Origin of the sequence: Chryseobacterium aquifrigidense (assembly GCF_006716485.1) — a bacterium.
Taxonomy (GTDB): domain Bacteria; phylum Bacteroidota; class Bacteroidia; order Flavobacteriales; family Weeksellaceae; genus Chryseobacterium; species Chryseobacterium vietnamense.
The window spans coordinates 222,784-247,933 of the sequence record NZ_VFPD01000002.1 but is presented as its reverse complement, the minus strand read 5'-3'; the positions used below and the strand labels follow the sequence as shown (position 1 = coordinate 247,933).

23 protein-coding genes are annotated in these 25,150 nt (G+C 37.4%); 13 read left to right on the top strand and 10 right to left on the bottom strand.

Annotation, left to right across the window (positions count from 1 at the left end; genetic code table 11):
• Positions 1–74: 74 nt before the first annotated feature.
• The 3 genes from FB551_RS16280 to FB551_RS16270 all read right to left on the bottom strand — a co-directional run bounded on the left by FB551_RS16280 (position 75) and on the right by FB551_RS16270 (position 6,238).
• The gene (locus FB551_RS16280) at positions 75–581 is read right to left on the bottom strand and encodes a hypothetical protein (protein ID WP_142018258.1); all 507 of its coding nucleotides are present in this window, start codon (positions 579–581) and stop codon (positions 75–77) included.
• Positions 582–697: 116 nt separating this feature from the next.
• The gene (locus FB551_RS16275; RefSeq protein ID WP_142018257.1) at positions 698–2,275 is read right to left on the bottom strand and encodes a hypothetical protein; all 1,578 of its coding nucleotides are present in this window, start codon (positions 2,273–2,275) and stop codon (positions 698–700) included.
• Between the two features lie 30 nt (positions 2,276–2,305).
• The gene (locus FB551_RS16270; RefSeq protein ID WP_142018256.1) at positions 2,306–6,238 is read right to left on the bottom strand and encodes a hypothetical protein; all 3,933 of its coding nucleotides are present in this window, start codon (positions 6,236–6,238) and stop codon (positions 2,306–2,308) included.
• A gap of 286 nt (positions 6,239–6,524) precedes the next feature.
• On the opposite strand from FB551_RS16270, the gene FB551_RS16265 reads away from it, so the two are divergent.
• Genes FB551_RS16265 through FB551_RS16250 form a run of 4 tightly spaced genes read left to right on the top strand, consistent with a single transcriptional unit; the run spans position 6,525 to position 8,429 of the window.
• A complete protein-coding gene (locus FB551_RS16265) occupies positions 6,525–7,034 on the top strand; it encodes a hypothetical protein (protein WP_142018255.1) in 510 nt (169 codons plus the stop codon).
• Positions 7,031–7,378, top strand: coding sequence for a tRNA-binding protein (locus FB551_RS16260; RefSeq protein ID WP_047376054.1), 348 nt, complete (start codon positions 7,031–7,033; stop codon positions 7,376–7,378). Before FB551_RS16265 ends, FB551_RS16260 begins: the two co-directional genes overlap by 4 nt.
• Positions 7,379–7,397: 19 nt before the next feature.
• Positions 7,398–8,099: a 3'-5' exonuclease gene (locus FB551_RS16255; RefSeq protein ID WP_142018254.1), complete on the top strand. Its 702-nt coding sequence runs from the start codon at positions 7,398–7,400 to the stop codon at positions 8,097–8,099.
• Between the two features lie 3 nt (positions 8,100–8,102).
• The gene (locus tag FB551_RS16250) at positions 8,103–8,429 is read left to right on the top strand and encodes an SUF system Fe-S cluster assembly protein (protein WP_034691980.1); all 327 of its coding nucleotides are present in this window, start codon (positions 8,103–8,105) and stop codon (positions 8,427–8,429) included.
• A gap of 52 nt (positions 8,430–8,481) precedes the next feature.
• Here the strand turns inward: FB551_RS16250 and FB551_RS16245 are convergent, their stop codons facing one another.
• Both FB551_RS16245 and FB551_RS16240 read right to left on the bottom strand, forming a co-directional pair.
• Positions 8,482–9,318, bottom strand: a complete 837-nt coding sequence (locus FB551_RS16245) for a sulfurtransferase (protein WP_142018253.1) — start codon at positions 9,316–9,318, stop codon at positions 8,482–8,484.
• A 108-nt stretch (positions 9,319–9,426) separates the two neighbouring features.
• Positions 9,427–10,275, bottom strand: a complete 849-nt coding sequence (locus FB551_RS16240; RefSeq protein ID WP_110009044.1) for a hydroxymethylglutaryl-CoA lyase — start codon at positions 10,273–10,275, stop codon at positions 9,427–9,429.
• A 187-nt stretch (positions 10,276–10,462) separates the two neighbouring features.
• On the opposite strand from FB551_RS16240, the gene pepT reads away from it, so the two are divergent.
• From pepT to FB551_RS16200, 8 genes are all read left to right on the top strand, one after another.
• The gene (gene pepT / locus FB551_RS16235; RefSeq protein WP_047426688.1) at positions 10,463–11,710 is read left to right on the top strand and encodes a peptidase T; all 1,248 of its coding nucleotides are present in this window, start codon (positions 10,463–10,465) and stop codon (positions 11,708–11,710) included.
• Between the two features lie 6 nt (positions 11,711–11,716).
• A complete protein-coding gene (locus FB551_RS16230; RefSeq protein WP_142018252.1) occupies positions 11,717–12,283 on the top strand; it encodes a hypothetical protein in 567 nt (188 codons plus the stop codon).
• A 155-nt stretch (positions 12,284–12,438) separates the two neighbouring features.
• A complete protein-coding gene (locus FB551_RS16225) occupies positions 12,439–13,746 on the top strand; it encodes a hypothetical protein (RefSeq protein WP_142018251.1) in 1,308 nt (435 codons plus the stop codon).
• 156 nt (positions 13,747–13,902) lie between these two features.
• Positions 13,903–14,145 (top strand): hypothetical protein, encoded by a 243-nt coding sequence (locus FB551_RS16220; RefSeq protein ID WP_047426682.1) that lies wholly within the window; start codon positions 13,903–13,905, stop codon positions 14,143–14,145.
• 300 nt (positions 14,146–14,445) lie between these two features.
• Positions 14,446–16,038: a DUF3472 domain-containing protein gene (locus FB551_RS16215; RefSeq protein WP_142018250.1), complete on the top strand. Its 1,593-nt coding sequence runs from the start codon at positions 14,446–14,448 to the stop codon at positions 16,036–16,038.
• Between the two features lie 328 nt (positions 16,039–16,366).
• Positions 16,367–16,960 (top strand): porin family protein, encoded by a 594-nt coding sequence (locus FB551_RS16210; protein WP_047426676.1) that lies wholly within the window; start codon positions 16,367–16,369, stop codon positions 16,958–16,960.
• Positions 16,961–17,038: 78 nt separating this feature from the next.
• Entirely contained in the window at positions 17,039–18,100 is a 1,062-nt protein-coding gene (locus tag FB551_RS16205) for a sensor histidine kinase (RefSeq protein ID WP_142018249.1), read from the top strand.
• The gene (locus FB551_RS16200) at positions 18,090–18,824 is read left to right on the top strand and encodes a LytR/AlgR family response regulator transcription factor (RefSeq protein WP_142018248.1); all 735 of its coding nucleotides are present in this window, start codon (positions 18,090–18,092) and stop codon (positions 18,822–18,824) included. Before FB551_RS16205 ends, FB551_RS16200 begins: the two co-directional genes overlap by 11 nt.
• A gap of 57 nt (positions 18,825–18,881) precedes the next feature.
• Here FB551_RS16200 and FB551_RS16195 read toward each other — a convergent pair whose 3' ends face one another.
• From FB551_RS16195 to FB551_RS16175, 5 genes are all read right to left on the bottom strand, one after another.
• Positions 18,882–19,790, bottom strand: a complete 909-nt coding sequence (locus FB551_RS16195) for a DUF6268 family outer membrane beta-barrel protein (protein ID WP_047426667.1) — start codon at positions 19,788–19,790, stop codon at positions 18,882–18,884.
• A gap of 98 nt (positions 19,791–19,888) precedes the next feature.
• Positions 19,889–21,109, bottom strand: a complete 1,221-nt coding sequence (locus FB551_RS16190) for a multidrug effflux MFS transporter (RefSeq protein WP_142018247.1) — start codon at positions 21,107–21,109, stop codon at positions 19,889–19,891.
• A 158-nt stretch (positions 21,110–21,267) separates the two neighbouring features.
• A complete protein-coding gene (locus tag FB551_RS16185; RefSeq protein WP_142018246.1) occupies positions 21,268–22,092 on the bottom strand; it encodes a helix-turn-helix domain-containing protein in 825 nt (274 codons plus the stop codon).
• 92 nt (positions 22,093–22,184) lie between these two features.
• Complete coding sequence (gene thiL, locus FB551_RS16180; RefSeq protein ID WP_142018245.1) at positions 22,185–23,237, bottom strand: thiamine-phosphate kinase; 1,053 nt, start codon at positions 23,235–23,237, stop codon at positions 22,185–22,187.
• Positions 23,238–23,325: 88 nt separating this feature from the next.
• A complete protein-coding gene (locus FB551_RS16175) occupies positions 23,326–23,820 on the bottom strand; it encodes an acyl-CoA thioesterase (RefSeq protein ID WP_047427802.1) in 495 nt (164 codons plus the stop codon).
• 114 nt (positions 23,821–23,934) lie between these two features.
• On the opposite strand from FB551_RS16175, the gene FB551_RS16170 reads away from it, so the two are divergent.
• Entirely contained in the window at positions 23,935–25,137 is a 1,203-nt protein-coding gene (locus FB551_RS16170; RefSeq protein ID WP_142018244.1) for a BaiN/RdsA family NAD(P)/FAD-dependent oxidoreductase, read from the top strand.
• The last annotated feature ends 13 nt before the right edge of the window (positions 25,138–25,150 follow it).

The following is a 25,150-nucleotide window of genomic DNA, read 5'->3' as shown; positions in this document are numbered from 1 at the left end:
TTTTGAAAAAGGCAGAGCTTTAAGGCCCTGCCAGTAAAATGGTTATTGAATTCATCTAAACAAACTGTTGGTATTTAAGACAATTTATTAAGCTCATTGCTTTTCAACTCAACAAATTCCTGCAAATAGCTTTTCAGAAGATCCAGAAAGCCTATTTTATTGTTCTTCACAAGCCAAAGCATATAATGATGGGTATTCACTTTGATGATAGACGTTTTAGGATTTCCTTCCTCATCCAGCACAGGATTCTGAGTTTCTTCATCAACTACAGGAACCAATATTCTGTTAAAGTTTTCATCTCTCAGGCTTGACCATTCTTCTTCTCCAATCATCCATTCCGGAGTCGGAAGGTTGGAAGGTTCAATCTCATTGGTTTCTTTATCTCTTAAAACCTGCTGATAAAAAAGATAGGTTCTGGGAAGCTCTGTATCTACTACCATTTTATTGATTCGAATAAATCTGTTAAAAGATGGAAGCAGAGGATGTTCAGAGATCTGGATTTCCCCCAGGTTGAGATCTGTTGTATTGATTTCGTTTAAAAGCAGCTGTACCTGTTCAGGTATTAATAATTTTTCTTTCATTGTTAAAATTTTGCTTGGTTAAATAACAGTACCTATACATTCATAGATAGGTTTTATTGAAGGCAGAATTTTCAGGCTCTGCCTTTTATTGATTTTATTTCAAAGTCTGATAAAGGTTATAATTTATAGAGTTCAACAATATTGGCGCTTACCCCTGTATTTCCCATTGTATTCATATTGTACATACCAAAGGCAACCGGTCCGGTATACCCCGTTTTGGTATAGGTAACCGTTTTGTTATTGAAATTGACAATAACAGTCCAGCTTCCTCCACGTCTTATAAATGTCGCATTAAGGGCGTAAGTAGGTTCCGCAGTGGTTACTGTCTCTGCTGAATTATCAGGGAATATTTTACACATTGGGTACCAGTAGGACTGAACCAGCCTGATATTTGCGACCGTTTGATTTAATAAATCTACTGTACTGGAGGCATTTACAAGTCCCACAAACTGGGTCATTGTTCCAAAGCCGTTAGGTCCGCTAATTGTTGCCGTCTTACCCGTAATTTCAACACTCATGTAAAAATCTTCATCTGCTCCAATCAATTGATTGGTCTTTCGGGCAGCGATGAAAGTTGAATCATCGGCCAGCGCCTTTACATTACTGTCGGAACTGTAGCTTACAGCAGCTCCCGCCTGTGTAATGGCTGATGATACAGCATTATTGTATATTTTCTTTTCCCAGACAATATTATTGAGAGGAATACGCTGGATCTGGCTTACCACACGGATGGTAAAACTTGTCAGATACCATGCTACCCCATTCCACAATCTGATTTTATATTCTCCTACCGGAATATTTTTGAAATTGTAATAGAAAGTCAGATCAATTCCATTGGTATATAACTGGACCTGGGAACCTGGGATTGCAGCGACAACAGTAGCTGTATCAGCAGAAACACTGTCCTGAGTACATAACTCAACTTTAAAGCTGGTGGATGGAAGATTTAAGTTGGCTCCCTTCAGATTAATCCAAAACGGACGATCTGTTTTATCTACAATTGGTGGTGATATAACAGCTACACTCATCGTGTCTGTACTCCAGCCTCCATTCATTTTAGTTTTCCATGTGGCTCTCTCAGTTTCTGTCATTTGATTGGGCATTTCCACCAGTAAATTTTTACTGTCTACAATAGCATTCAAGCCACTGTTATTTTGAACTACAATTTTTTGAAAATTAGCAGTGTCAGAATTCTTATTGGGCAGCCCGGATAATACATAAGGGTTTCCTAAGGTGTTGATTGAAAATGAGGCATTAAGGGTATGACTTCTAGCTGCACTGTTGGACAGGTTTGCATTCATCATATTCTTCCCCAGATCACCTGCAGGAAGTTTGGCAACATTTCCATTATCATTAAGGCCTATGATTTTAGGATAATCCTGCGCATTTCCATCTGTCTGAGGAATTTCCAGTTTCTTAGCTAATTTCTCTTTTGTCTTGATATTATACTGAGCCTGGCTTGCGATTCCTTCTGCTAAAAGATCAGCATTTGAAATACTGACATGATTATCAGCTAATTCCAGGGGAATGGTTCCATCAACAACGGCATGGGTTTTTAAATCTCCGTTTTCATCAACGGCGTAATCCGTATAAGATAGGGAACCTGGAGCTGCTACCTGATAAATAGCATTCGTTTCCCTTTCTCCAATGGGAGGTAATTCACTGACACGTATAATTTTTCCTATTATTGGCATTTTTTTTAATTTTTTAGATTAATAATTATTTTACTTCCAGTCTCCAGAGATAACTTTTTGACCTTCAAGTGATTCCACCCCAAGAAGATTATTATTAGGTTCGAAATTAGTTCCGCAGATTTCTCCCAATTCATCATCAAACTTCACTCCCGATTCACAGTTACAAGGCAAAGCTTTTTCTACTTTCAGCCCAATAGATCCTGCCTGAAGAATAGTAAGGGAAGTAGGAATTTTCTCTCTCCATGGCTCTCCTTCCTTTGTCGCTTTTGGTGAGCGTAATTCATCCACAATGGATAAGAATAAAGGATCATCAATAACAGGAACTTCACCTCCGTTCCAGATCTGTCCTGTAGCAAGGAAATGTCTCACGGCTTCTTCAAATCCTGGTCTTACTGTAACAATAACTCTTGCCATTCCCGACTGCATAAAGGCTCTGAACGTAGGATCATTATCATCAAACTGATATAAATCTGCCCAGGATTTTCTTTCTCCCCAATAATAAGGATAGAAATAATAGCTCATAATTTCCCATTCAAATGCCTGTTCCATAAATTTGATAAATGCAGCATATTGATCCAGTTTTTCATCCACTTTAATGTCTGTATTCTGAAAAGTTTCTACAGAAGCATTATCATTGGTATAATATCTTTTTTTACCGAAAGTGAGTAATGCATCAGGACTCTGGTTCAGCATATAGGAGATACAGTTTCTTCTTAAAATGGTATTTTCAATTTTTCTATAGAATCCCGGATTAGATCCTTTGATCTGAACTCCTACAGCTTTTGCATCTGCCAAGGCAGCTTCATATTTGCTCAACTCCACTTTATAGGCTTCAATAATTTTATTGAATGCTTTCTGCAGCCAGCCATTTTTATATTCTTCCTGCAGCACACATTTGATATTAACCGTTGCGTGGAAATAATGGGCATTTGTTGTTGCAATAGTGATAGGAACCTCTCTAACGAATTTCAAAAATGCATTAGACGAACTATCTCCTCCTACTAATAAGCTGGCCCCACTTCCCCAACCATTGTAACCAGGGAAAGAATTACTGCTTTTAACAACATAAGATTCAGTGATATAATGTTCCGGAATCGCAATAAGGTCAGATTTTGAAGACGCTTGTTTTGATTCTGTGGATGAGTAATCAATGGATTTTCCTACATACACAACTGGTTCCAGTCTTTCATCAACTTCAACATTGTAATAACCCAGCCAATATTTTAGTTTTGTGGAATCTGCCAGAGCACTCCAGTCTTTGATCTGCATCCCGGCAGATTCTCTCGGATCAATAGGCTTTACCAATTGATTTTCAACAACAGTACTTACCTTCATTCCTAATGAATGTAATTTGGCAGGTTCCGGAATCATAAACTCAAACATCATTCTCTTTCCATAGTTAAAGATCTGGTTTTTGACTACTTTATCCACCCAGCGATATACCCCTACGACATGGTTGCTGCCTTTGGTGTTATCAAAACCATGTTTGTTGTTTTCCTCATATTCCTCAAGGATTTTATCAATACGCTCTTCTTTCACTTTGGTAACAATCCTTTCCAGGGCTCTGGCGGTAACATCTTTAGCCTCGGTAACGGCCTGTCTGTTACTTTCCTCTTTGGAACTATGAGTAGCATAGTTGGCAGCAGTATTTAGCATATACTTTGCTCCCGCTCCCCATGATGCATTAAATCCTGCCTGCGCTGCAAAATCCTTAGATTCCTGAAGTACCTTAGAAATTTCGCTTTGCATCTCATTTCTTTCCGTGGAAGTAGTGTCCGTCAATTTTTCTTTTTCAGATTCCGTAGATTTAGTGGTTTGGGATTCACTTCTTTTTAATCGTCGTGAAGATTTTTCTCTATATTCCCTTGCCATAATATTCTCGATGTGTGAAACATCTCCTTCTACATAACAATAAGTACTTTGTTCTACCTTTCGGTAATCTGCAATACCAATATTTTTCATTCCAAAGCCTGATGGGATGAATGGCTGATCATCCTCAGGTGTTGTCGGGGTATCTTTACTTTTCAGACAAACACTTCCTTCGCCAGTCAGATTAAAGGTTTTTGTTACTGAATCTATTCCTCCTGCGGTATATATTGTCATAGGAATTTTGCAGGTATATACTTTTCCGTCGTCAAGGGTAAGCTCTGCTTCAAGCTGGCAGCCATTCTTTATGGCATCTGTAATTTGTAATTGAGGTAAAATACCATCGCTAAACAGGGATAAGTAATCTCCTCCACCTGCAACTTGTAATTGATTTGAGGTCTGAATAACATTCCCATTATTATCCAATATTTTAATTGTTCCTGAAGCCGAGGAAAATAACGATGTGGTCTCTTTAGGCGTCATACTTAATAACCATCTGTCAGAATAATTCTGAAAAGATCTGGTTCTTAACAAAACAGGCAGGCAGCCACCAGTTACTCCATCACCTCCGGTCCCTTTATTTTTTACTATAAAGGTTCCAGGTCCTTCAAATCTGTACATTCTGTTTGCCGTCCACAATAACTTTGCTTTCATGGTATATGCAAGTCCATCATTAAGAATAACTTCTCCTTCCAATAGCAAAACTTCATTTTTATCTATAACAGCAGCGGGAATTTTTTCCGGAGTATTGAATAAAGATGTTACGTTGGGAGCATCAAATGTATAAGCCAGGGTTCCACCTGCTAAAAGTTGATCATCATATGACTTTATATTGTAATTTCCACTTACAATATGTTTAGGAGCATTGATATCAGTTGTTAGAATCATGGTATGATCCCCCAATCCCATATTACCACTCATTGTTCTTGCAAAAAAAGGAATCTCCTGAGTATTGACAGATTGCGTTACAGGAATTACAACACCTCCTACCGTTGTAGAAACCTGTGGAGTAAGGTTTGTATTATTTAAGATCGTTTGCTGTAATTGCTGGCTGTTTTGTTCAATAGTTTGAAAAAGCTCTGTAAAGGTTGATACTTTATTTAATGTACCTGCCAGGTCAGAAGTACCAAAAATTCGTTGTAAGGAATCATTATTTTCTTGGCTTAATTGGCGCTGCAGGTAATCTGCCTGAATTTCAGGACGAAAATTAAATGTAAAAGTTTCGACTTCCGGAACCGGAATATATTTTAAACTTGATAGGCCTTCACGATTATCTGCTGCCAGGAAAATTTCTTTCTGATATTCCTGTTCTTTTACAAGAGCGTCATATCTGGACTGCTCAGGCCTTACCTCTTCTTGATATTGTTTGTAGGCAATATCATAAGCCGCTCCGTATTCTTTTTGATAATTCTTCTCAAGCTGTTCTAAAGTTCTTTTAAGCTCCTCATTTCCTTTTAAGTTTACTGTAGCTTCTGCAAACTTCAAGGCACTATCACTCAAAGGATGACTTTGAATACTGTTTCCCCCTCTTGAAGCAACTGTATTTGAAGAAGCAGACTTTGTGCTGAAAAGTTCCTTAGGAAGAACCACTTTGGCTTTTATAACATCTTCATACTGTGCTTGAGTAGTTCCATCATAATTGGAAAGAATATGATCAAGATGCAAAAATTGCATTAAAGTTTCTTTTGCATAAAAATCCTTTTGAGTAACTACCTGATAAATAAGATTATCCCAAAAATTAGAATCTATTTCAACAATAGGTTTTGGAGTCTCTTTATAAGTCTTGATTTTAGTATCAAACTCCTCTTTGGTAGCTTTTACTTTATTTTTTGCAACCCAAACTGACAGTTCATAAAATTGTATGCTTTTAGATTTAAGAGATGTTTCTGTTTCTATTGTTAAACCTGTGATCTTTTCGCAGACGTTTTTCAAAGATTCCCCAGCTTCTACTCGTGGGTCAATTACTCCTTTTTGTCTTAAATAGTTTCTGAAAATAAATCTTTTCTCCCTATTCTTCGGATCAGACAATTCTGCGCTGCGCATTGTTGCAAATCTGAATAAAGTTTGTGAGCTATTATTTTGATTAATTGCTTCCATTTTTAATTTTGTTTTGGTTTTTATAAAGGTTGAGATCTGAAGCTCTTTTTAGTAGATTGTCTTCAGGTTTTAGCGTTATTTTTTTAGGTGGTTTCCGGCAAAAGATATCCACCTGGAATTTTTAAGTCGAGTTTCATATTGTGTTTTTTCTTGAAGCAAATATCACCCCCAGAAGCGACAGAACTTGACGTATAAAAAAGAATTTCACATTTCTATTCTAAACCTTTGACCCAAAACCATTAGTATTCTCAATATTTTAATACATTTGTTATAAAACATATTTCAGATGAATTTCGAGCAGATCAACTTACACCTTGAGGCTTACAAAGAACACAACCAGATTCTGGATGCAGCAAAATATCTGATCCATTCTTTTGACCTGGAGCATGAAAATTTTGCAGGCTTTGGATTCAGGGAAGAACTTTCCCCTACTTCGATGCTTCTGACAGCAGAAGGAGATCTGGGAGGACCGCAAACGGTAATGATCCCAAGAAATTTATTTGATTTTGACCTGAACCTTGTCCTGAATATGGTTGCCCACGAAATGCTTCATGTAAGACAGAAAGCTCCAGGACAGGTGATTGAAGACAAAAATGAAAGAGAATTTCAGGCATATTATGAAATGCTTTTTCACAAAGTCTTTCCACAGATCCCGGAAGTTTCGGATTTCCATAAAAAATTCTTCGGAGGAAAAGTGTTGGAATATTACAAAAGAATGGGTGAAGGTTCAGAACTACAACAAAAATATGCAGAACAGAAAACAGAAGTAGAACATCTAATTAACGAATTACCATGACAGTAAAACCAGACATCACCTGGGCAGATTTTGAAAAAATAGACATCAGATGCGGAACTATAATCTCAGTGAATGATTTTGAAAAAGCAAGAAATCCATCGTACCAGCTCGAAATAGATTTTGGAGACTTAGGAATCAGAAAATCATCGGCACAAATTACTTCTCTCTATGAAAAAGAAGAGCTTATTGGAAAACAGATTTTAGCGGTTGTCAATTTCCCTAAAAAGCAGATTGCCAATTTCTTCAGCGAGTGTCTTGTATTAGGATTATATGGTGAGGACAAAAAAGACGTTACTCTCTTAGCACCTTCATTACCTACAAAAAATGGAATGCAGGTAGGATAAACACCCAACAAAAACACATATGATACAGAACATTCCCTTAGAAAGAGTTTTATTCCTTGATATTGAGACCGTTCCACAGGCAGGATCATGGGACGAATTATCCGAAACCGAGCAATATCTTTGGGATAAAAAAACCAAATTTCAGAGAAAAGACGATATCTCCGCAGAAGAATTTTATGACAGAGCCGGTATTATGGCCGAGTTTGGAAAAATTATCTGCATCACCATTGGAATGGTTGAAAAGAATGAAACATTAAAAATAAAGAGTTTTTCCGGGCATGATGAAAAGAAAATGCTTCAGGAATTTGGGGAAATCTTCAACAGCCCAAGACTTTACAACGTCATTCTCTGTGCTCACAACGGAAAAGAATTTGATTTTCCCTGGATTGCCAGACGATACCTCATCAATGGAATGCAGCCACCGGCACCGTTTCAGATGTTTGGAAAAAAACCATGGGAGATTCCCCACATCGATACAATGGAGCTTTGGAAATTCGGGGATTATAAGAGTTTTGTATCCCTGGAATTACTGGCTCATGTCTTTGGTATTCCTACTCCGAAGGATGATATTGACGGCTCAATGGTTTCATCAATTTACTACATAGAGAAAGACTTGCAGAGAATTGTGGACTATTGTGAAAAAGATGTCTTAACTTTGGCAAATATTTTCCGGCGCATGCGTCAGGAAGATTTGTTGAAAAGGAATATCAATCTAGATTAAAAAATGAAATTTACAGACGATCAAATTGCTGACATTGGTGAGGAAATCATTGGTGTGTTAAAAACCGTATATGACCCTGAAATTCCGGTAGATATCTACGAACTAGGGCTTATTTACGATGTCCAGATCTCCGATGATGCTGACGTAAAAATTATTATGACCCTTACTACTCCCAACTGTCCTGTTGCAGAAACTCTTCCTCAGGAAGTAAAAGATAAAGTGGCTGAAGTAGAGAATGTAAAAAGTGTAGATTTAGAGCTTACTTTCGAACCGAGCTGGAATAAGGATATGATGAGCGAAGAGGCGAAGTTTGAGCTGGGAATGCTTTAATCACTCTTAACAATATAAAACCCCGAAGAATTATTTTTCGGGGTTTTTATTTTTAAATATCTTTTGCGATTTCCTTTCCTTCCCTCCTGCTCCATTCGCTCCATGAACCTACATACAGATCCGGAATGGGAAATCCTGCATAGTCCAGAGCTAAAATTGTATGGCAGGCAGTAACTCCCGATCCACAATGAATGATCAGATGTTCAGGTTTATCTTTTAATAATCGGCTGTATTTTTCTTTTAAGATTTCCGGGCTCAGAAAGTTCCCGTTTTCATCAAGGTTTTCAGAAAAAGGAATATTAATCGCTCCCGGAATATGCCCGGCAACAAGATCAATCGGTTCGGATTCTCCTTTATAGCGATAGGCATCTCTCACATCAACAACCGTAGAAGTATTGTTTTTCAATTCATTTTCAATCACTTCCAGGCTCGAAACAGGCAGGCTCCAATGCTCTTTTTTAATCAACGAAGTTTTCTCAAAGGCCTCTTCTCCTGAAGAAAATTCTATCCCAGCCTTTTCTGCGGCCTGCATCCCTCCGTCAAGAACCTGAACATTTTTAAATCCGAAAGATCTTAACATCCACCAGGCACGTGCTGCAGCATTTGAAGCATTCTTATCATCATACACAACAATATGAGCATCTTCTGAGATTCCAAGATTTGAAAGAGTTACAGTAAATTTATCTACGGAAGGAAGCGGATGTCTGCCTCCAAAAGCTGCGTTTTCTCCTATTTCAGCCAGATCTTTATCCAGATCAATGAACCTTGCTCCTTTAATGTGCTTATCAAGGTAAGTTTGTTTTACTTCTTTTCCTGTTCTTGCATCAAGAATAACAAGATTTTGTGTTGGAATATTTTTGAGTTCGTTTGGTGAGATGATTGGAGACATTTTGTTGATTTTGATTAAAATTAATATGTTTTGGCTAAAGCCTGTTGTATTTTAATATAATAAAGCGGGCTAAAGCCCGCTCCTATTGATATTTTATTCTTCATGATATTAAAAATGAAAAATATCCTTCGCTTTGTTATAAGAGCTTTCAAAATTCAGAAGGTTCAGCTTATGTTCTGCTTTTTCAACGCTCATAAAGTTGATCACCTGCTCTGTAGGCATATTTCCCACAAGATCATCTTTAGCCATAGGACATCCTCCTATTCCTTTGATCGCACTGTCAAATCTTCGGCAGCCTTGATCGTAAGCGGCTTTTAATTTTGAGTAGGAATCTTCATAGCGGTTATGGAAGTGTCCTCCAAAATTAATATCCGGATATTTTGAAGGTATTTTTTCAAACAAAAGGGCAATGGTTTCAGGAGTGGCCACTCCGGTAGTATCTGATAATAAGATATCTTTCACTCCGATATCTGAGAACTTTTGCGCCCACTGGTCTACATCTTCCCATTTCCACATTTCACCATATGGATTTCCAAAAGCCATTGAGAAATAGATATTAAGCTGTTTCCCTTCACTTTTTACCAATTCAAGCATTTTAATGATTTCATCAAAAGCTTCTTCCTGGCTTTTATTGGTATTTCTGTGTTGAAACGTTTCGGAAATAGAAAAAGGGAAGCCCAGAATATCTACAGACTCATGTTTCAATGCTTTTTCGGCACCTCTGTAATTACCTATAATGGCAGAAACTTTGGTTTTGGACCGTGATTTGTCAATATTTTTTGCCACCTCATCAGAGTCAGCCATCTGCGGAATCGCTTTAGGGGAAACAAAACTCAGGCAGTCCAATACATCAAAGCCAACATCCATCAAGGAGTTGATATAATCTATTTTTTTATCGGTAGGGATAAATTCTCCCCATCCCTGCATAGCATCTCTAGGACATTCGGTAAGAAACATTTTTACTTTTTGATTTTCTCAAATATAATAAAACTAAACTACTTGGTATACTGTACATACAAAGCTAACACTATTTTGATTTTCAAAGATTTATATCTGATTTAAAATTTCAATAACTGATATTAAATCGCAAATAACGTATTCTCAGCATCAAATTTGCTAACTTTGTTAAAATTTATGATATCTGATGAGTACAATAGAATTCAACCCTTTGTGGAAAGAAAAATTACTGAACCGTTTTCTTAGCTATGTAAAAATATATTCTACCAGTGATGCAGAAAGTGAAACTACACCTTCTACTGAACGTCAGTGGGATATTGCCAACTATATTACTGAAGAACTTAAAACCATCGGTCTGGAAGATGTTTCTATAGACAGCAATGGTTATATTATGGGCTATGTTCCTTCTAACCTTGAAAATGATGACAGACCTACCATCGGATTTATTTCACATTATGATACTTCACCTGATTTCAGCGGAGAAAATGTAAAGCCTCAGGTCTGGGAAAACTATGATGGAAATGATCTTCTTTTGAACCAGACAACAGGATTCACCTTATCTCCTTCAAGATTTGAAAGCTTAAAAAAATATGTTGGTCAGACATTAATTACGACTGACGGAAATACACTTCTTGGTGCTGATGATAAAGCAGGTTGTGCAGAGATTGTAACAGCTGCTGAATATCTTATCGCGCATCCGGAAATCAAACATGGAAGAATTGCCATAGGATTTACACCAGATGAAGAAATCGGAAGAGGTGCTCATAAATTTGATGTTGCTAAATTTGGTGCAGAATGGGCTTACACAATGGATGGCGGAGAAGTTGGAGAACTTGAATATGAGAACTTTAACGCTGCCGGAGCGGTTGTGAAAATCCACGGATTAAGTGTTCACCCTGGATATGCGTACGGAAAAATGATCAATGCTGCACTTTTAGCTGCTGAATTTGCTCAAATGCTTCCTGCTAACGAAACTCCTTCTACAACAAAAGGTTTTGACGGATTCTACCACCTAATGGATATTACGGCTGATATTTCAGAGGCCAAACTTCAATATATCATCCGAGATCATGATGCAGATAAATTTGAAGCCAGAAAGAAATTCATGGAAGAAAAAGTAGCTGAATTCAATCAAAAACACGGTGAAGGAACTGCTGAAGTGGAGATCAAGGAGCAATACAGAAACATGAAGCAGCAGTTTGAGGGTAAAATGCACATCGTAGATCTTGCTGCAAAAGCAATGACTGAAGCTGGTATTGAGCCCAAGATCAAGGCAATCAGAGGAGGTACAGATGGCGCTCAGCTTTCTTATATGGGACTTCCATGCCCGAATATTTTCGCAGGAGGAATCAATTTCCACGGACCATACGAATATGTAGCTTTGGAAAGTATGGAAAAAGCAACTGAAGTCATTATTAATATTGTAAAAGCGTAATAAATCATGAAAAAGGTCTTAGCATCAGCATTCATTTTCACTTTTATTTTCAGCAGTGCCCAGATTTCTGAATTTCAAAGGGCAGACTCACGCTATGAAAGAAAGAAAACGGCCCTGTATAATAAATATCCTAAGCCTAATGATTTAAGAACCAAGAAAGAATGGCTTTTGACAGAGGATAAAATAACAGCCTACAAGACCGCTTTGGACAAAGCCTCTCTTGAAGATCAGAAAATGATCGCTGCAGATCCTCCTGTAAAAACAAAAGTAAGTAAAGAAGCAGAATACGATAAGGGTAAGGCTGCTTTTCAAAAACTTTTATATGAAGCTGTAGATCTTGATTTTCTCAACTTTTCTTCAGATTCTTACAAAGCTACTATAAGTTTTGTAGTAGATTCTAAGGGGAATGCGCTTAATCCCAATGTAAAAGGAAACAATGAAGATGTAAACGCTTTCATTGAAGCCGCTTTTTACCGGATTAAAGATAAAGGCAAATGGAAACCCGCAGAAGATAAAGCGAAACCGGTTTCTTCAAATGTTTCTGTTCCCTTAACAATGTCCTTTAAAAAATAATATCTGGAACCCGCTATTGTGATAGCGGGTTTTATTTTTCATATAACAGAAGCCATAATTGAAGATCATTATGTTGTTGTTATTAATTTAACATAATTCGTTTGTAAGTTTTAAATAATTCACCTAATTTTGATTAAAACTTAAAATCACTTTATATGAAAATGAAATCCAACCACTTTAAAATCAACAGAAATTTTTACTTTACTTTTCTGTTATCTATTTTCTGTTTGTTTCTTTTAACATCTTGTTCTCAGGATGATCCTGCCGATCTGCCTGTTGAAAAACCTGCGGAGTCTGCTCCTATGAAGACTTTAGGAAATCTGACTTTACAAAAGAATGTTATTATTCTGAATGATGAATCTGTCAATGCAATTTCCACTCATAACGACGGAGAAATTACATTTAGCCGTATGACTCCGCAAACTGACAGTATTTCAGTAGGAACTGTTATTGTAGGGACTAAGATAGAAGGTGATCAGGTGAACACTATTCTTTCAAAAGTAAGCTCTGTTTCAAAATTGAATAACCAGTTTAAAGTACAAACTTCCAGTGCCAAGCTTGAAGAATTTATCTATAGCGGAACACTGAGCGGTGTGTATGATCCATCAGGGAAAGCTCCCATCAATATTGATGGAAAAATGGTCAATTATGTCCCGGTAGAAGGTATGGTTTCTGAGCAGATCAACAAAAAAATACTTTCTATTGAAGCCAAAAACATTCAAAATCAGAAATTAATCACTTTCAACCGTTTTGATTTTAACAGAACCTTTTCATTTCCTTTATCTTCAGCAGGGACATCCAGTGTCAATGTAAAAGGAGGGTTTACTCCAAAAATTGATTATAATATCACATTCTCATGGGGGCATTTGTCCAACTTCTATGTTAACCTCATCATGGATGATATCAAACTTAAAAGCTCCGCAACTATTGTAGGAAGCCTTGGCTACACCGCAAGTACAACAGATTACCTGAATATTCCTATCGTTCCTATCGTTTTGGGACCTACAGGACTGATCTTAAGCCCTACCCTTTCTGCCGGTCCATTTCTGGGAGTACAGGCTGCAGGAAAAGTACAGGCCCAGCTTTTGGATCTTGAAGGGAATGCTAACTTCCTGATAAGCAAAAATCCAGCGATTAATATTGACCTTCATAAGAAATCAGAACCTGCTATCACTGTTGCAGAAGGTAATTTATCTGCCGAAGCCGGTTTAGAAGCCAAAGGAGCTGTAGGGTTGATGTTTCTTACCATTCCTATTGCCAATTCGGGTTTAAAAGGAAGAGCTTCTGCCCTTTCATCTTTAGGGTTAACCTTCGTTCCGACAAGAAAAGGAGTGATTACTGTAAAAGGTAAAATCCAGGCTGATATGTTCTACGGTTTTGGAATCGCTCCTTTACGATATGAAGGAACTATTCCTCTTTTTACAAAAGAACGTATGCTGTATCAGAAAGAATTCAGCTTCTAAGACATCTTTTTCTATTCATCATAAGAAAGCCACTTTTGCAGTGGCTTTTCTTTATATAAAAGCTCCACATAAAATTCATTTACAACACATTAAGACAATTTTATTATATTTACAAGGATGTACAATTGTAAACAATAACATTTAATACCAATTATCATGAAAACAATGAAAAAACTTTTGAGAAAAGACTTATCTGCGATTCTGGGCAGCGGCATAGATGGCTGTCATATGGGAGGCAACTCTTACAATTGTCAGGACGACTGTCAATGCGCATGGGGATATGCCTGTGAAATGTATGAAGACGGAAATCCCGGACAATGCATTGCCGTAGGTGGCGGTGGAAACCCTGGAGGCGGCGGATGTACTCCTCCTTCTATTTGCGAGGAACAGCCTTATTAAAATTAAATAAAAAACCGGAAGTATTACTGCTTCCGGTTTTATTATTCTTACTATTTGTATCCAAAAGGTATCTCTCCCATGAAATTTGTCATCTATTTCTATAAAAATCACAAAATATACTCTTTATAGTAAAAAAATACACTAATCATTCTTTTGTTTTTAAATCTAGCAGTCTTAAAATCAAAATATTTTAAACAAAAAAATTCAAATAAAAGTGAATTTATATCAAATTTGAATTTTCGTTCATTTTCTCTCGATTCTAACCTTTTACATTATTACTTTTAACAAAAAATTACACAAATGAGAGTATTAAAATCTATTTTTTTATTAATTGCATTCTTTTGCACGGCCCATCTTGTTTTGGCTTCGGGATCGGGTATTATTCCCTATAACGGAAACACTTATAAAATTCCTCTTAGCGGAAATGCCTTTATAACCCGCCCGGTAAGCAATGGAACAGAGGAGATTAGTGATTACGGACTGATAAACTGGACAAGTTCGCAAGCGGTAGTAAGCACCTATTTTAAAGTAAGCACCAGTGGAATGCTAAACATTAATGTCATTGCAAAGGTATTCTTTGACAAAAGCAGTACAATTAAGGTTACTGTCAATGGAGTTTCACACAAGATCTTTATGAAGGGAACCACTTTTAATACCTATTCTGCAGGAAGCTTTTATGTACCCGCAGGATATGTAAAAGTAGACCTTCAGGGGGTGAGTAAAAACGGACTCTATTTCGGACGCGTATCTGATCTGCAGATTGATGGACCTGCAACATCTGGAAATACTATTTTCTGTAACAATCCGGATTATTATTATTGGGCGAGAAGAGGTCCTTCCTGTCACTTAGGCTACGTTGTTCCTACTTCTGAGAATGTTTCCTACTACTACAATGAAGTAACAGTGCCTGTTGGCCAGGATAACATTGGCTCTTATTTTATGGTAAACGGTTTCGGAGAAGGTTATTTTGGAATGCAGGTAAATACAGCACAGGAAAGACGTGTTTTATTTTCAGTATGGAGTCCCTTCGAAACAGACGATCCTACTTCAATTCCTGATGATAAAAAGATAAAATTAAACTGTAAGGGGGAAAATGTTACCATTGGCGAATTCGGTAATGAAGGGTCAGGAGGACAGAGCTACCTTGTTTTCCCATGGAAAGCGGGTCTTACCTATAAATTTCTGCTTAAGGCAAATCCGGATGGAGTTGGTAATACAGATTACACAGCCTGGTTTTTTAACCCGGAAGCTGGATGCTGGATGTTGATTGCAAGCTGGAAGAGGCCTTATATCAGTACTTATTTAAAAGGATTTTACAGTTTTGTTGAAAATTTTGAGGCTGAAAATGGTTATCTCGGCAGAAAGGCTGAATTCGGAAACCAATGGGTAAGAACGGAACAAGGAAAATGGATACCTATTTCAAAAGCAAATTTTACCGCTGATAATACTTCCTCTACCAATCAGAGAGTGGATGCTTCCGGAGGGACTGCTAATAATAAATTTTTCTTAAGAAACGGTGGATTTACCAATGAGTATACTCCGGCAAATTCATTACTGAGCGTTACTGCGCCTGCTCAGGCTCCAAACATTGACCTGTCGGCTTTACCGTACTGCAATAATACTGGAGCCGTACAGCAGCGTTCTGTAGCAGCTCCTGGAAATACAGATAATATCAAACTGTTGCCGAATCCCACTCATAGCTTTATCCAGGTAAAGGGACTGGATGGTAAACAGACTTCATACAGCATCCTGAATGTACAGGGTAAGATACTTAAAACCGGACATACAAACGGAGAGGAAATATCAGTCTCAACATTGCCGGATGGCATATATATGCTCAATATATATGATGGCACTACCATCAGAAAAAGTTTAAAGTTTATTAAAAGTTAAGGTAATTATTTACAATTTTACATTAATCCTGCTATCTTATTTTATTATGATTCTGTCATTCTGAATGTAACGCAGCGAAATGAAGAATCTATGTGTCAATGACAATAGAAGAAGATTATATGTGCTGCAAGACAAATTGTAAAGGTCTGTGAAATAGATAAAGGATAATCTTATGCACAATAAAAAACCGGAAGTAATATTATTTCCGGTTTTATTTTTCACCCTAAAACAGATCCTTGTCATAGCATCTCTGCCATTCATCAAATAAAATTTCATCCTTTCCATCATAGTTGTTGTTTTGCACCAGATTTTTAACAATAATAAAATTATGAAGCAGCAATTTTTCGCTTTAAGTGCATTGTTATTATGCATTTTTTGCAGTATAGAAACAAAAGCACAACAGACTCCGGCTTTTCACATTGGGGTAAAGGGAGGGGCAAACTTTACAAAAACCTCCACGGAATCTTCTCTGGAAGGGAAATATGGATTCGGTTATCAGGCAGGTGTAATGACAAGATTAGATATCGGAAAACTGTATGTACAGGGAGAAGCTCTATTCAACAAAAGAAAAACATCATACCAATCCCAAGACGGAAGCTCTTCAAAACTTTCATGGAACGCTATTGATATTCCTGTGGTAGTAGGATATAAAATTATTAAAGCAGACGATTTTAATGTGAGAGTATTCGCTGGAGGTGTTTACAGCTACGCCTTCAACAATAAAGTTTCTACTTCGCAGGCTCTTCAGGAGGGATTTAAAAAGTTTGACAAATCCAATATTGGCATTACGGGAGGTGTAGGATTAGATTATAAGAACTTCACTGTAGATTTGAGATACGAGACCGGTCTTACAAGCATCAATAAAGAATTTAAGTCCAAACCCCACAGTTTTTCCCTCGGAATAGGTTATTTCCTATTCTAAGAAACTTAAATTATCTTTACCATTAGAAACTGTTTTTCCCTGCAGTTTCTAATTTTTTTATAACCTATTTCCAATTCCATGACAAAATCTTTTATTGTAAAAGAATACATATTTACTTTTATTTTCTGGCTTGTATTAGCCATTGTATTGTGGTTTAATTTCCAGAGCACAACAGAAACTTATCTTGCGATGACCCAGGCTGCAATTATTGCGGCATTCTCGTTTACATTTACTCATTTTTTAACCAATAAGCTTCTTCCGAAGGCTCTTAGGGAAAAGAAAATGAAACTGTTCCTGGTACAGCTGGTAATGGTTATCTTCATGCTTAGTCTGGTTTTCTCCGTTATATTCACGTATCTTGAAGTGGAGCCCAAAGATCAGCTTCCTGAAAACTTCAGAGATCAGTTACCTTTTTTGTGGAAGGGGTTTTATATGTCTCTGCCTGCCTCATTTCTGATCAACGGAGCAGCGTGTGGTGTAAAATTTTACAACGAACACGGAAGAATAGAACGCGATCATATTCTGCTTCAGCAGGCTCATCTGGAAAACCAGCTCAAACTTTTACAGGACCAGATCAATCCTCATGTGGTATTTAATATCCTGAATCATATTCATATTCTGATGAAAACAGATACACAACTGGCGGATTTTTTATTGATGAAATTTTCGGACATTCTCCGGTATCAGCTGTATCATTGCAATCAACCACTGGTTCCTTTGGATAAAGAGATTGAGTATCTCCAAAACCTTGTTGAGGTAGAAAAACTGAGGTGGGGAAACGAACTGGATGTAAATGCCCAATGGCAGATCAATAACAGAAAAGCTTTTATTGCCCCATTACTTTTGGTTCCTTTTATTGAAAATGCATTTAAATACGTTTGCAGGCTTCCGGGGCATAAAGGGTATGTGAAAATTTCCTGTAAAGAAAAGAATAACAGTTTGTATTTTTATGTCGAAAACTCCTATTCGGATATGGCGACCTATAAAAAGAAAGACGGAACGGGCGGAATTGGTCTTCAAAATGTAAAAAAACGGTTGAAATTACAATATCCTAACTCCCATGATCTGAATATCGAATCGGATAATCATATCTTTAGAATAACATTAATACTAACATTATCTGACAGTTATGAGCTCTAATATACCCAAAATGAAATGCCTTATTATTGATGATGAACCTCTGGCAAGATTTCATCTTAAAGAACTGGCCGGTCAGATTGATTTTTTATCGGTTGAAGGAACATGCGCAACAGCATTGGAAGCTGATGCGAAGGTAAAGGAAAGCGAAATAGATCTTCTTTTCCTGGATATCAATATGCCTTATCTTACGGGCCTGGAATTTTTGGAACAGCTTGAAAATCCTCCTCTGTGTATTCTCACTACCGCTTATTCTGAATATGCTCTGGAAGGATTTCGCCTGCAGGTGGTGGATTATCTCTTAAAACCCATTGCCTTCAACAGGTTTTATCAGGCGGTTAATAAGGCTCAGCAACAGTTTATCATCAGTGAGAAACTGAAAAATAATACAACGCTGGATGATCCTTTTCTCTATGTAAGACAGTCTGACACCTTCATTAAAATTTCATGGGTAGATATACTCTATATTGAAAGTATGCAGAATTACACCAAGCTTCATTTTAAAGATAAATCACTGATTATTCATCAGACTATGAAGGCCATTGAGGAGTCACTTCCTTCAGATCATTTTTTCAGGATTCATAAATCTTACCTCATCAATATTACCCATATTGATATGATTTCAGGAGGACGTCTTTTTATTAATAAAATTGAACTCCCTATATCTCGTACCCGAAAAGAAGAATTGCTTAATCAGGTGGTGTATAAGAAATTGATCAGCAAATAGCCGGAAGAAAGAAGCCGGAAACCGGAAGTTATTGCACTTCCCGTTTCCGGCAGTTTTTTATGGCAGATTCCAGCGTAGTGATACTGCAGCGTAAAACGTGCTCGAAAATCTTGGATCAGCTATTTTTTTGTCTCTGAAAATGCCGCTGATTTTTCGGTCGTTTTCACTAAAGCTTCTCAATATCGCTGTACCTCCCGTGAGACGTACGGTGAGCTTGTCATTGATTTTTAATTCCGGTCTGAGTCCTGCGGTGATCTGCTGGTAACCTAACAACATTGATTTTCCGTTTATACTCCTCTCTGCTGTCATTCCGTTCAGTTCTACAACAGCTTTTAAAGCAAATTTATCCGAGAAAAGATATCCGGCTTCCATTCCTTCCGGGAAATTAATTTTGAATTTAATCTTTCCGTTTGTCTTCCAGTCGAAATAAATCCAGGGCAAAATCATAGGAACACCAAAAGCAGTGGTAAGCACTGGTCCGGCTCCTAACGAAAGATTAGGATTAAAATGTCTGATAAATAAAATTCCTCCCTGTCCCAGTACATCATCGAAATCTATTTTTTCAAGGTCTGTATACACTCCTACCGATGCCGTCATCATCATACTCCATTTTTTACCTAAAGGTCTCATATGCTGTATTCCGACCTGTGCGTTCAGCATCTGATCCGGAAATAATGCAGTTTCGTAATTTTTGTGGGTCATCTTTGCATAAGATCCACTCAGCAGCATAGACCATGCTCTTACTTTCCCATTGGAATCTTTTTTTACAGATAACGGAATGCTGAGGTTCAGATCTACTCTTTTAAAATCACTTTTAGAATTAGTCTTTGTACTGTCTTCCGGACGGATATAATTGGAAGCAGGAATATACTCTGTTTTAAGCTCTGCGGAGAGCCCGGACTGTCCACTTACCCAATATCCTAATGGCAATATACAGCATAAAGCTGTCGAAAGGGTTCTTTTCATATTTTAAATTTTATGCAAAGAGAACCCTTTGGCTGTTTTTTACAAAAATTACTTGATTAAGTGCCGGGATTGTATGACAACAGGATCAAATAGGAGGATTAATTTCCGGATTGAGGAACTATTGTAGCGCTTACTTTTGTCTTCTTAAAAATATGATACCCGAACCCTACTGCAATCAATGCCATTGCAGAACGCGTTACCACCATTGGAATAATAGAATCTGCTTCCAAAAATCCCAGTAATGCTGACATCAAAAATGTAACCATCAACTGCATAAAACCAAGTAATGCAGCGGCTGTTCCTCTTCCTTCTTTAAATGGTGATAAGGCATGGGCAGACGTAATGGGAAACAAAATACCAATGGCCAGCAATGACAGGTACAGCATTGCAATTTCCAGTGCTACAGAAAGGTTTTCAGCGGCAATCAGAATATGAAGGGTACATACGACCAACAAAACAATAGTAGCAGCAAATAAAAGAGTGGAATTGCTTATTCTCTTGATCAGTTTGGGTGTAATATAAGCAGCGGTTATCAATGCCAATGAGTTGAAAGCAAAAATAAAACTGAATGTACTGCTGGAAAAGCCATGAATCTCCATGAATAAAAACGGGGCATTGGAGATGTAAATAATCAAAGAAGCAAAAGCAATACTTCCAACCATTGTACTGTTGATAAAATCTCTGTTGGAGATGATCATTTTCAGCTGTTCTTTTAATCCTTTTTCATCCAGCTTTTCATCATCGGAAAGATGGATTCTGGTATTGGTTTCCGGCACATATTTGTAAACCATAAAAAATGTGATCAATCCCATGATGCATAAAAAGGCAAAAGAACTGTTCCAGCCCCAGAATTTAAGGAATACACTTCCCAGTAACGGAGCAACAATGGGTGCAATCCCACTGATCTGCGATTGTTGTGAAAAGATGGTGACTGCTTTGTGCTTGTCATAGAGATCAATAATAATAGCCCTTCCGATCACAATTCCGGCACTTCCTCCGAACGCCTGCAGAAAACGCATCGCCCATAATACATAAATATCCGAGGTAAAATAGATGGCTGTAGCTCCTATAATGAAAAGTAAAAGCCCACAGTACAACATGGGTTTTCTTCCTTTTTTATCAGATAAAGGCCCCCATAATAGCTGCCCGAAAGCAAAACCTGCAAAAAACACAGAAATAGATACCTGAATATGCCCGATATCAGTGTTAAAAATTTTGGACATACTTGGGAAAGCAGGGAGATAAAGATCTATACTTAGCGACTCCAACGTGTTGAGCAGTGCGAGAATAAACACTACAATATTCAAATTCTTCTTCATAAATAACAATAAGCCTTCGCAGGCATTTTTTTCAGCTGCAAAATTGCTTTAAAAAGTATCATTTTTCAATAAAAGAACTGAAGGAAGTATAGGACAAAGTGAAGATTTAAAAATAAAAAATATTAATATAAGCCTATCATTACAGTAAATATTGAGGATTACCTTTTTTCATTATTCTTAAAGTTGTCAGGATTTTGCCCCGTATGTTTCTTAAAAAACCTTGAAAAGTATGAAGCATCGTTAAAACCGAGTTTAAAAGCGATTTCCTTCACCGTGAGGGCTCCAAAGCTAAGCTCTCTTTTAGCCTCAAGGATAAGGCGCTGGGAGATCATCTTTTTTACAGTTGTTCCCCTCAGATGGCGCACTATATCATTTAGATGGTGAGTACTGATTTTCAACTGATCAGCATAAAAACCGGTCTCTTTATACACGATATAATGTCTGTCAATAAGTCCCACCAGTTCCTGAATACGCTGGCGGTCATTCAATAAAGGTTCCTGAGAGATAATCTGCTCTCCGATGATGATACAAAACGCTTTGAGATAAGCCTTTAAGAGTTCTGTCCTTGATGTTGTTGTATACTCCTGCTCCATCAGTGATATGATGGTACTGCAGGTTTTTTCATTTTTAGGATTTAAAAGAAAAGGAATCTCGCCTCCTGTGAGTACTGATTCTATATCACAGGATTCATTGAAAATTTCTCTGCTTATTGCCATTGCATATCCCTCCTCTCCTTCCAGTTTCATATTGAAGGCCTGTCCGGGTGCAATGATACAGATATGGTTGTTTTCAAGCTGATAGCTTTCAAAGTCCAGTTCTAAACGGCTGTTTTCATACACTTCCCTGAACCAGATAATTTCAAAAAAATTATGCCGGTGAACATCATGAAAATTCTCCGGGCCCGCTGCACTCAGCGTACTCATCTGGAACTCTTCAGAAGTCAAATGGTGAACGGGAATTTCTTTTTCAGGCGTAGTCATCATTAAAGTGTAAAATAATTAACCGGAAACAAAAACCACAGCAAAAAAGTGCTGCGGTTTTCTTACAATATTTAAAATTAAATATAATTTTCAGTTTATTGGTTTAAAAAAGCATCCCAACCCTGAGCGGTAAGAGCTACCAGCTGGTTGGACCCTCTTGCAACCATGAAATTTCCTTCTTCTTTTTCCACTGCGTGTCCAATAATAGTAAAATCCGGGTGGTTTTTAATTTTATCAAAATCATTTGGTGAAATCGTGAACAGAAGTTCATAATCTTCCCCACCGCTTAAAGCTGTCATTACCGGGTTCAAATTCATTTCATCTGCCGTAGAGATGGTAAGATTATCCAACGGAACTTTTTCTTCATACAATCTGAATCCTACATTTGACTGATCTGAAAGGTGAAGGATTTCGGAAGCCAGACCGTCTGAAATATCAATCATAGAAGTTGGCATGATATCCAACTCTTCCAGAATTGTTTTAACATCTGTTCTTGCTTCAGGCTTCAATTGTCTTTCAAGGATATAATCATAACCTTCCATTTCCGGCTGCATATTCGGATCAGCAAGATACACTGCATGTTCTCTTTCCAGAATCTGTAAACCCATATAGGCTCCACCTAAATCTCCTGTTACGACAAGAAGATCATTAGGTTTTGCTCCGTTTCTTTTTACGATATTTTCTTCATTTTCAATGCCTACAGCTGTAATACTCATGACGAGACCAGAATTTGAACTTGTAGTATCGCCTCCAACCAAATCAACTTTGTATCTTCCACATGCTGCCTGGATTCCGGAATAGATTTCTTCTAAAGCTTCCACAGGAAAACGGTTAGATACCGCAAGGGAAACCAATATCTGTGTAGGGGTCGCATTCATTGCAGCAATATCACTAAGGTTTACGACTACAGCTTTATACCCTAAGTGCTTCAATGGCACATACCCAAGATTGAAGTGTACTCCTTCCGCCAGGACATCTGTTGTAAGAACTACTTTTTTGTTGTCCGGATTAATTACTGCCGCGTCATCTCCTACTCCAAGTTCTGAAGATTCATTGGATAAAGGAAAATGTTCTGTCAAATGTTTAATAAGGCCAAATTCTCCTAATTTTGAAATGGGCGTAAGCTCCTGTGATTTATCTTCAAACATAAATTTCTTTTTATAAGTGATGATTGATAAATGATAATTGATATTCCTGAATACAGATTCTCATTCTGTATCAACCATCATTCATCATTTATATATTAATTTCTGCCGGGTCAATATTGTGTGGGTGGAAAGGAAACTTTTTGAAGTCTTCTTTCGATAATACAACAGTGTCCGGGGTTTTATACTTATTCATTGCTTCTACTACATCATCCGGTGGAGTGGTCATTTTTCTAAGCATCATATCAATCCATACTCCTGTAGCTTCTGCAGTAGCACAGTGCATCCCGTCCGGAGTATAGAATTTGTGTACAAAACGGTAGATGGAAGAATCTTCTGCACATCCGTCTATTTCTACACTTACAATGACGATCTGATCTGCATAGATTTCTTTGAAGAAAGAGTATCTTTCATGCAGGATTACCGGGCCTATTCCCCATCTGCTCAGCTGGGTAACTCCCATTTTCTCTTTAGTCATAAAAGCCATTCTGGCCTGTGCACAATACTGTACATATGATGAATTGGCCAGATGCTTGTTGGCATCAAGATCGCTCCATCTTACTTCAAATTTATGGTAGAAAATCATATGAAAATCGTTTTTGATATAATTAAAATTATAATCTTCAAAAATACTCAAATAAGATGGTTTATAAAAATTGTACTTTTGAAAAAATAATCTTCCGCATAGGATTACATATACATGAAACAGATCATTATTATCGGAGGCGGTGCTGCAGGCTTTTTCTGTGCATCTAATCTTGACGAAAAGAAATATACGGTTACCATTTTAGAACAGAACTCAGATGTCCTTCAGAAAGTTAAAATCTCTGGGGGCGGACGCTGCAATGTCACTCATGCATGCTTTGATCCAAGAGAATTGGTTCAGTTTTATCCCCGTGGAAACAAGGAATTATTAAGTGTCTTTACTAAATTTCAACCTGGTGATACGATGGAGTGGTTCGATCAACGAAACGTTCCTTTGAAAATTGAAAACGATAACAGAACTTTTCCTGAAAGTAATTCTTCTCAGACCATCATCAATACTTTTCTGAATGAAACTCAAAAGAAAAATATTTCAGTAAAAACAAAATGTACGGTAAAAGAGATTGAAAAACAGGACGAAAAATATATTGTAAGAACCAATTCAGGTGATTTTGAAGCCAATTATATCGTTTATACGACCGGAAGTTCTCCAAAATCGTTGAAAATTGTCGAAAACCTTGGTCATAAGATTGTAGACCTTGTTCCTTCCCTTTTCACATTCAATATTAAAGATGAATTGCTGAAAGATCTTCCGGGAACGAGTTTTGAAAACGCTGGAATTTCAATTCCAAAGCTTAAGACAGAAGAAAGCGGTCCATTACTTATTACGCACTGGGGACTTTCCGGACCTGCTGTTCTGAAAATTTCTGCATGGGAAGCCATTAGTCTGGCAAAGCTTAAATATAACTTTGAAATTGAAGTTAATTTTATTTCTATAGAAATAGATGAAGCGGAAGAACTCTTCCATAATTTCAAACAAAACAACCCTAAAAAGACCATTGGCCAGTCAAAGATCTTCGATATTACCAACAGATTCTGGCAAAAGATTCTGGAGAGTTCAAAGGTTGATCTTAATAAACAGGTAGCCAATATTTCCGGAAAAGAGATGCAGAAAATACTGGAAAATCTTTGCAGAAAAAAGTTTCAGGTAACCGGAAAATCTACTTTTAAAGATGAGTTCGTGACAGCCGGAGGGATTGATTTAAAGGAAATTAACTTTAAAAACATGTCTTCAAAACTCCTTCCCAATTTCTATATCGCCGGAGAAGTTTTGAATATTGACGCCGTGACAGGAGGATTCAATTTCCAGGCATGCTGGAGTGAGGGGTGGCTGATTGCACAGGATCTCAACAGCTTGTAAAAAAATATTACTT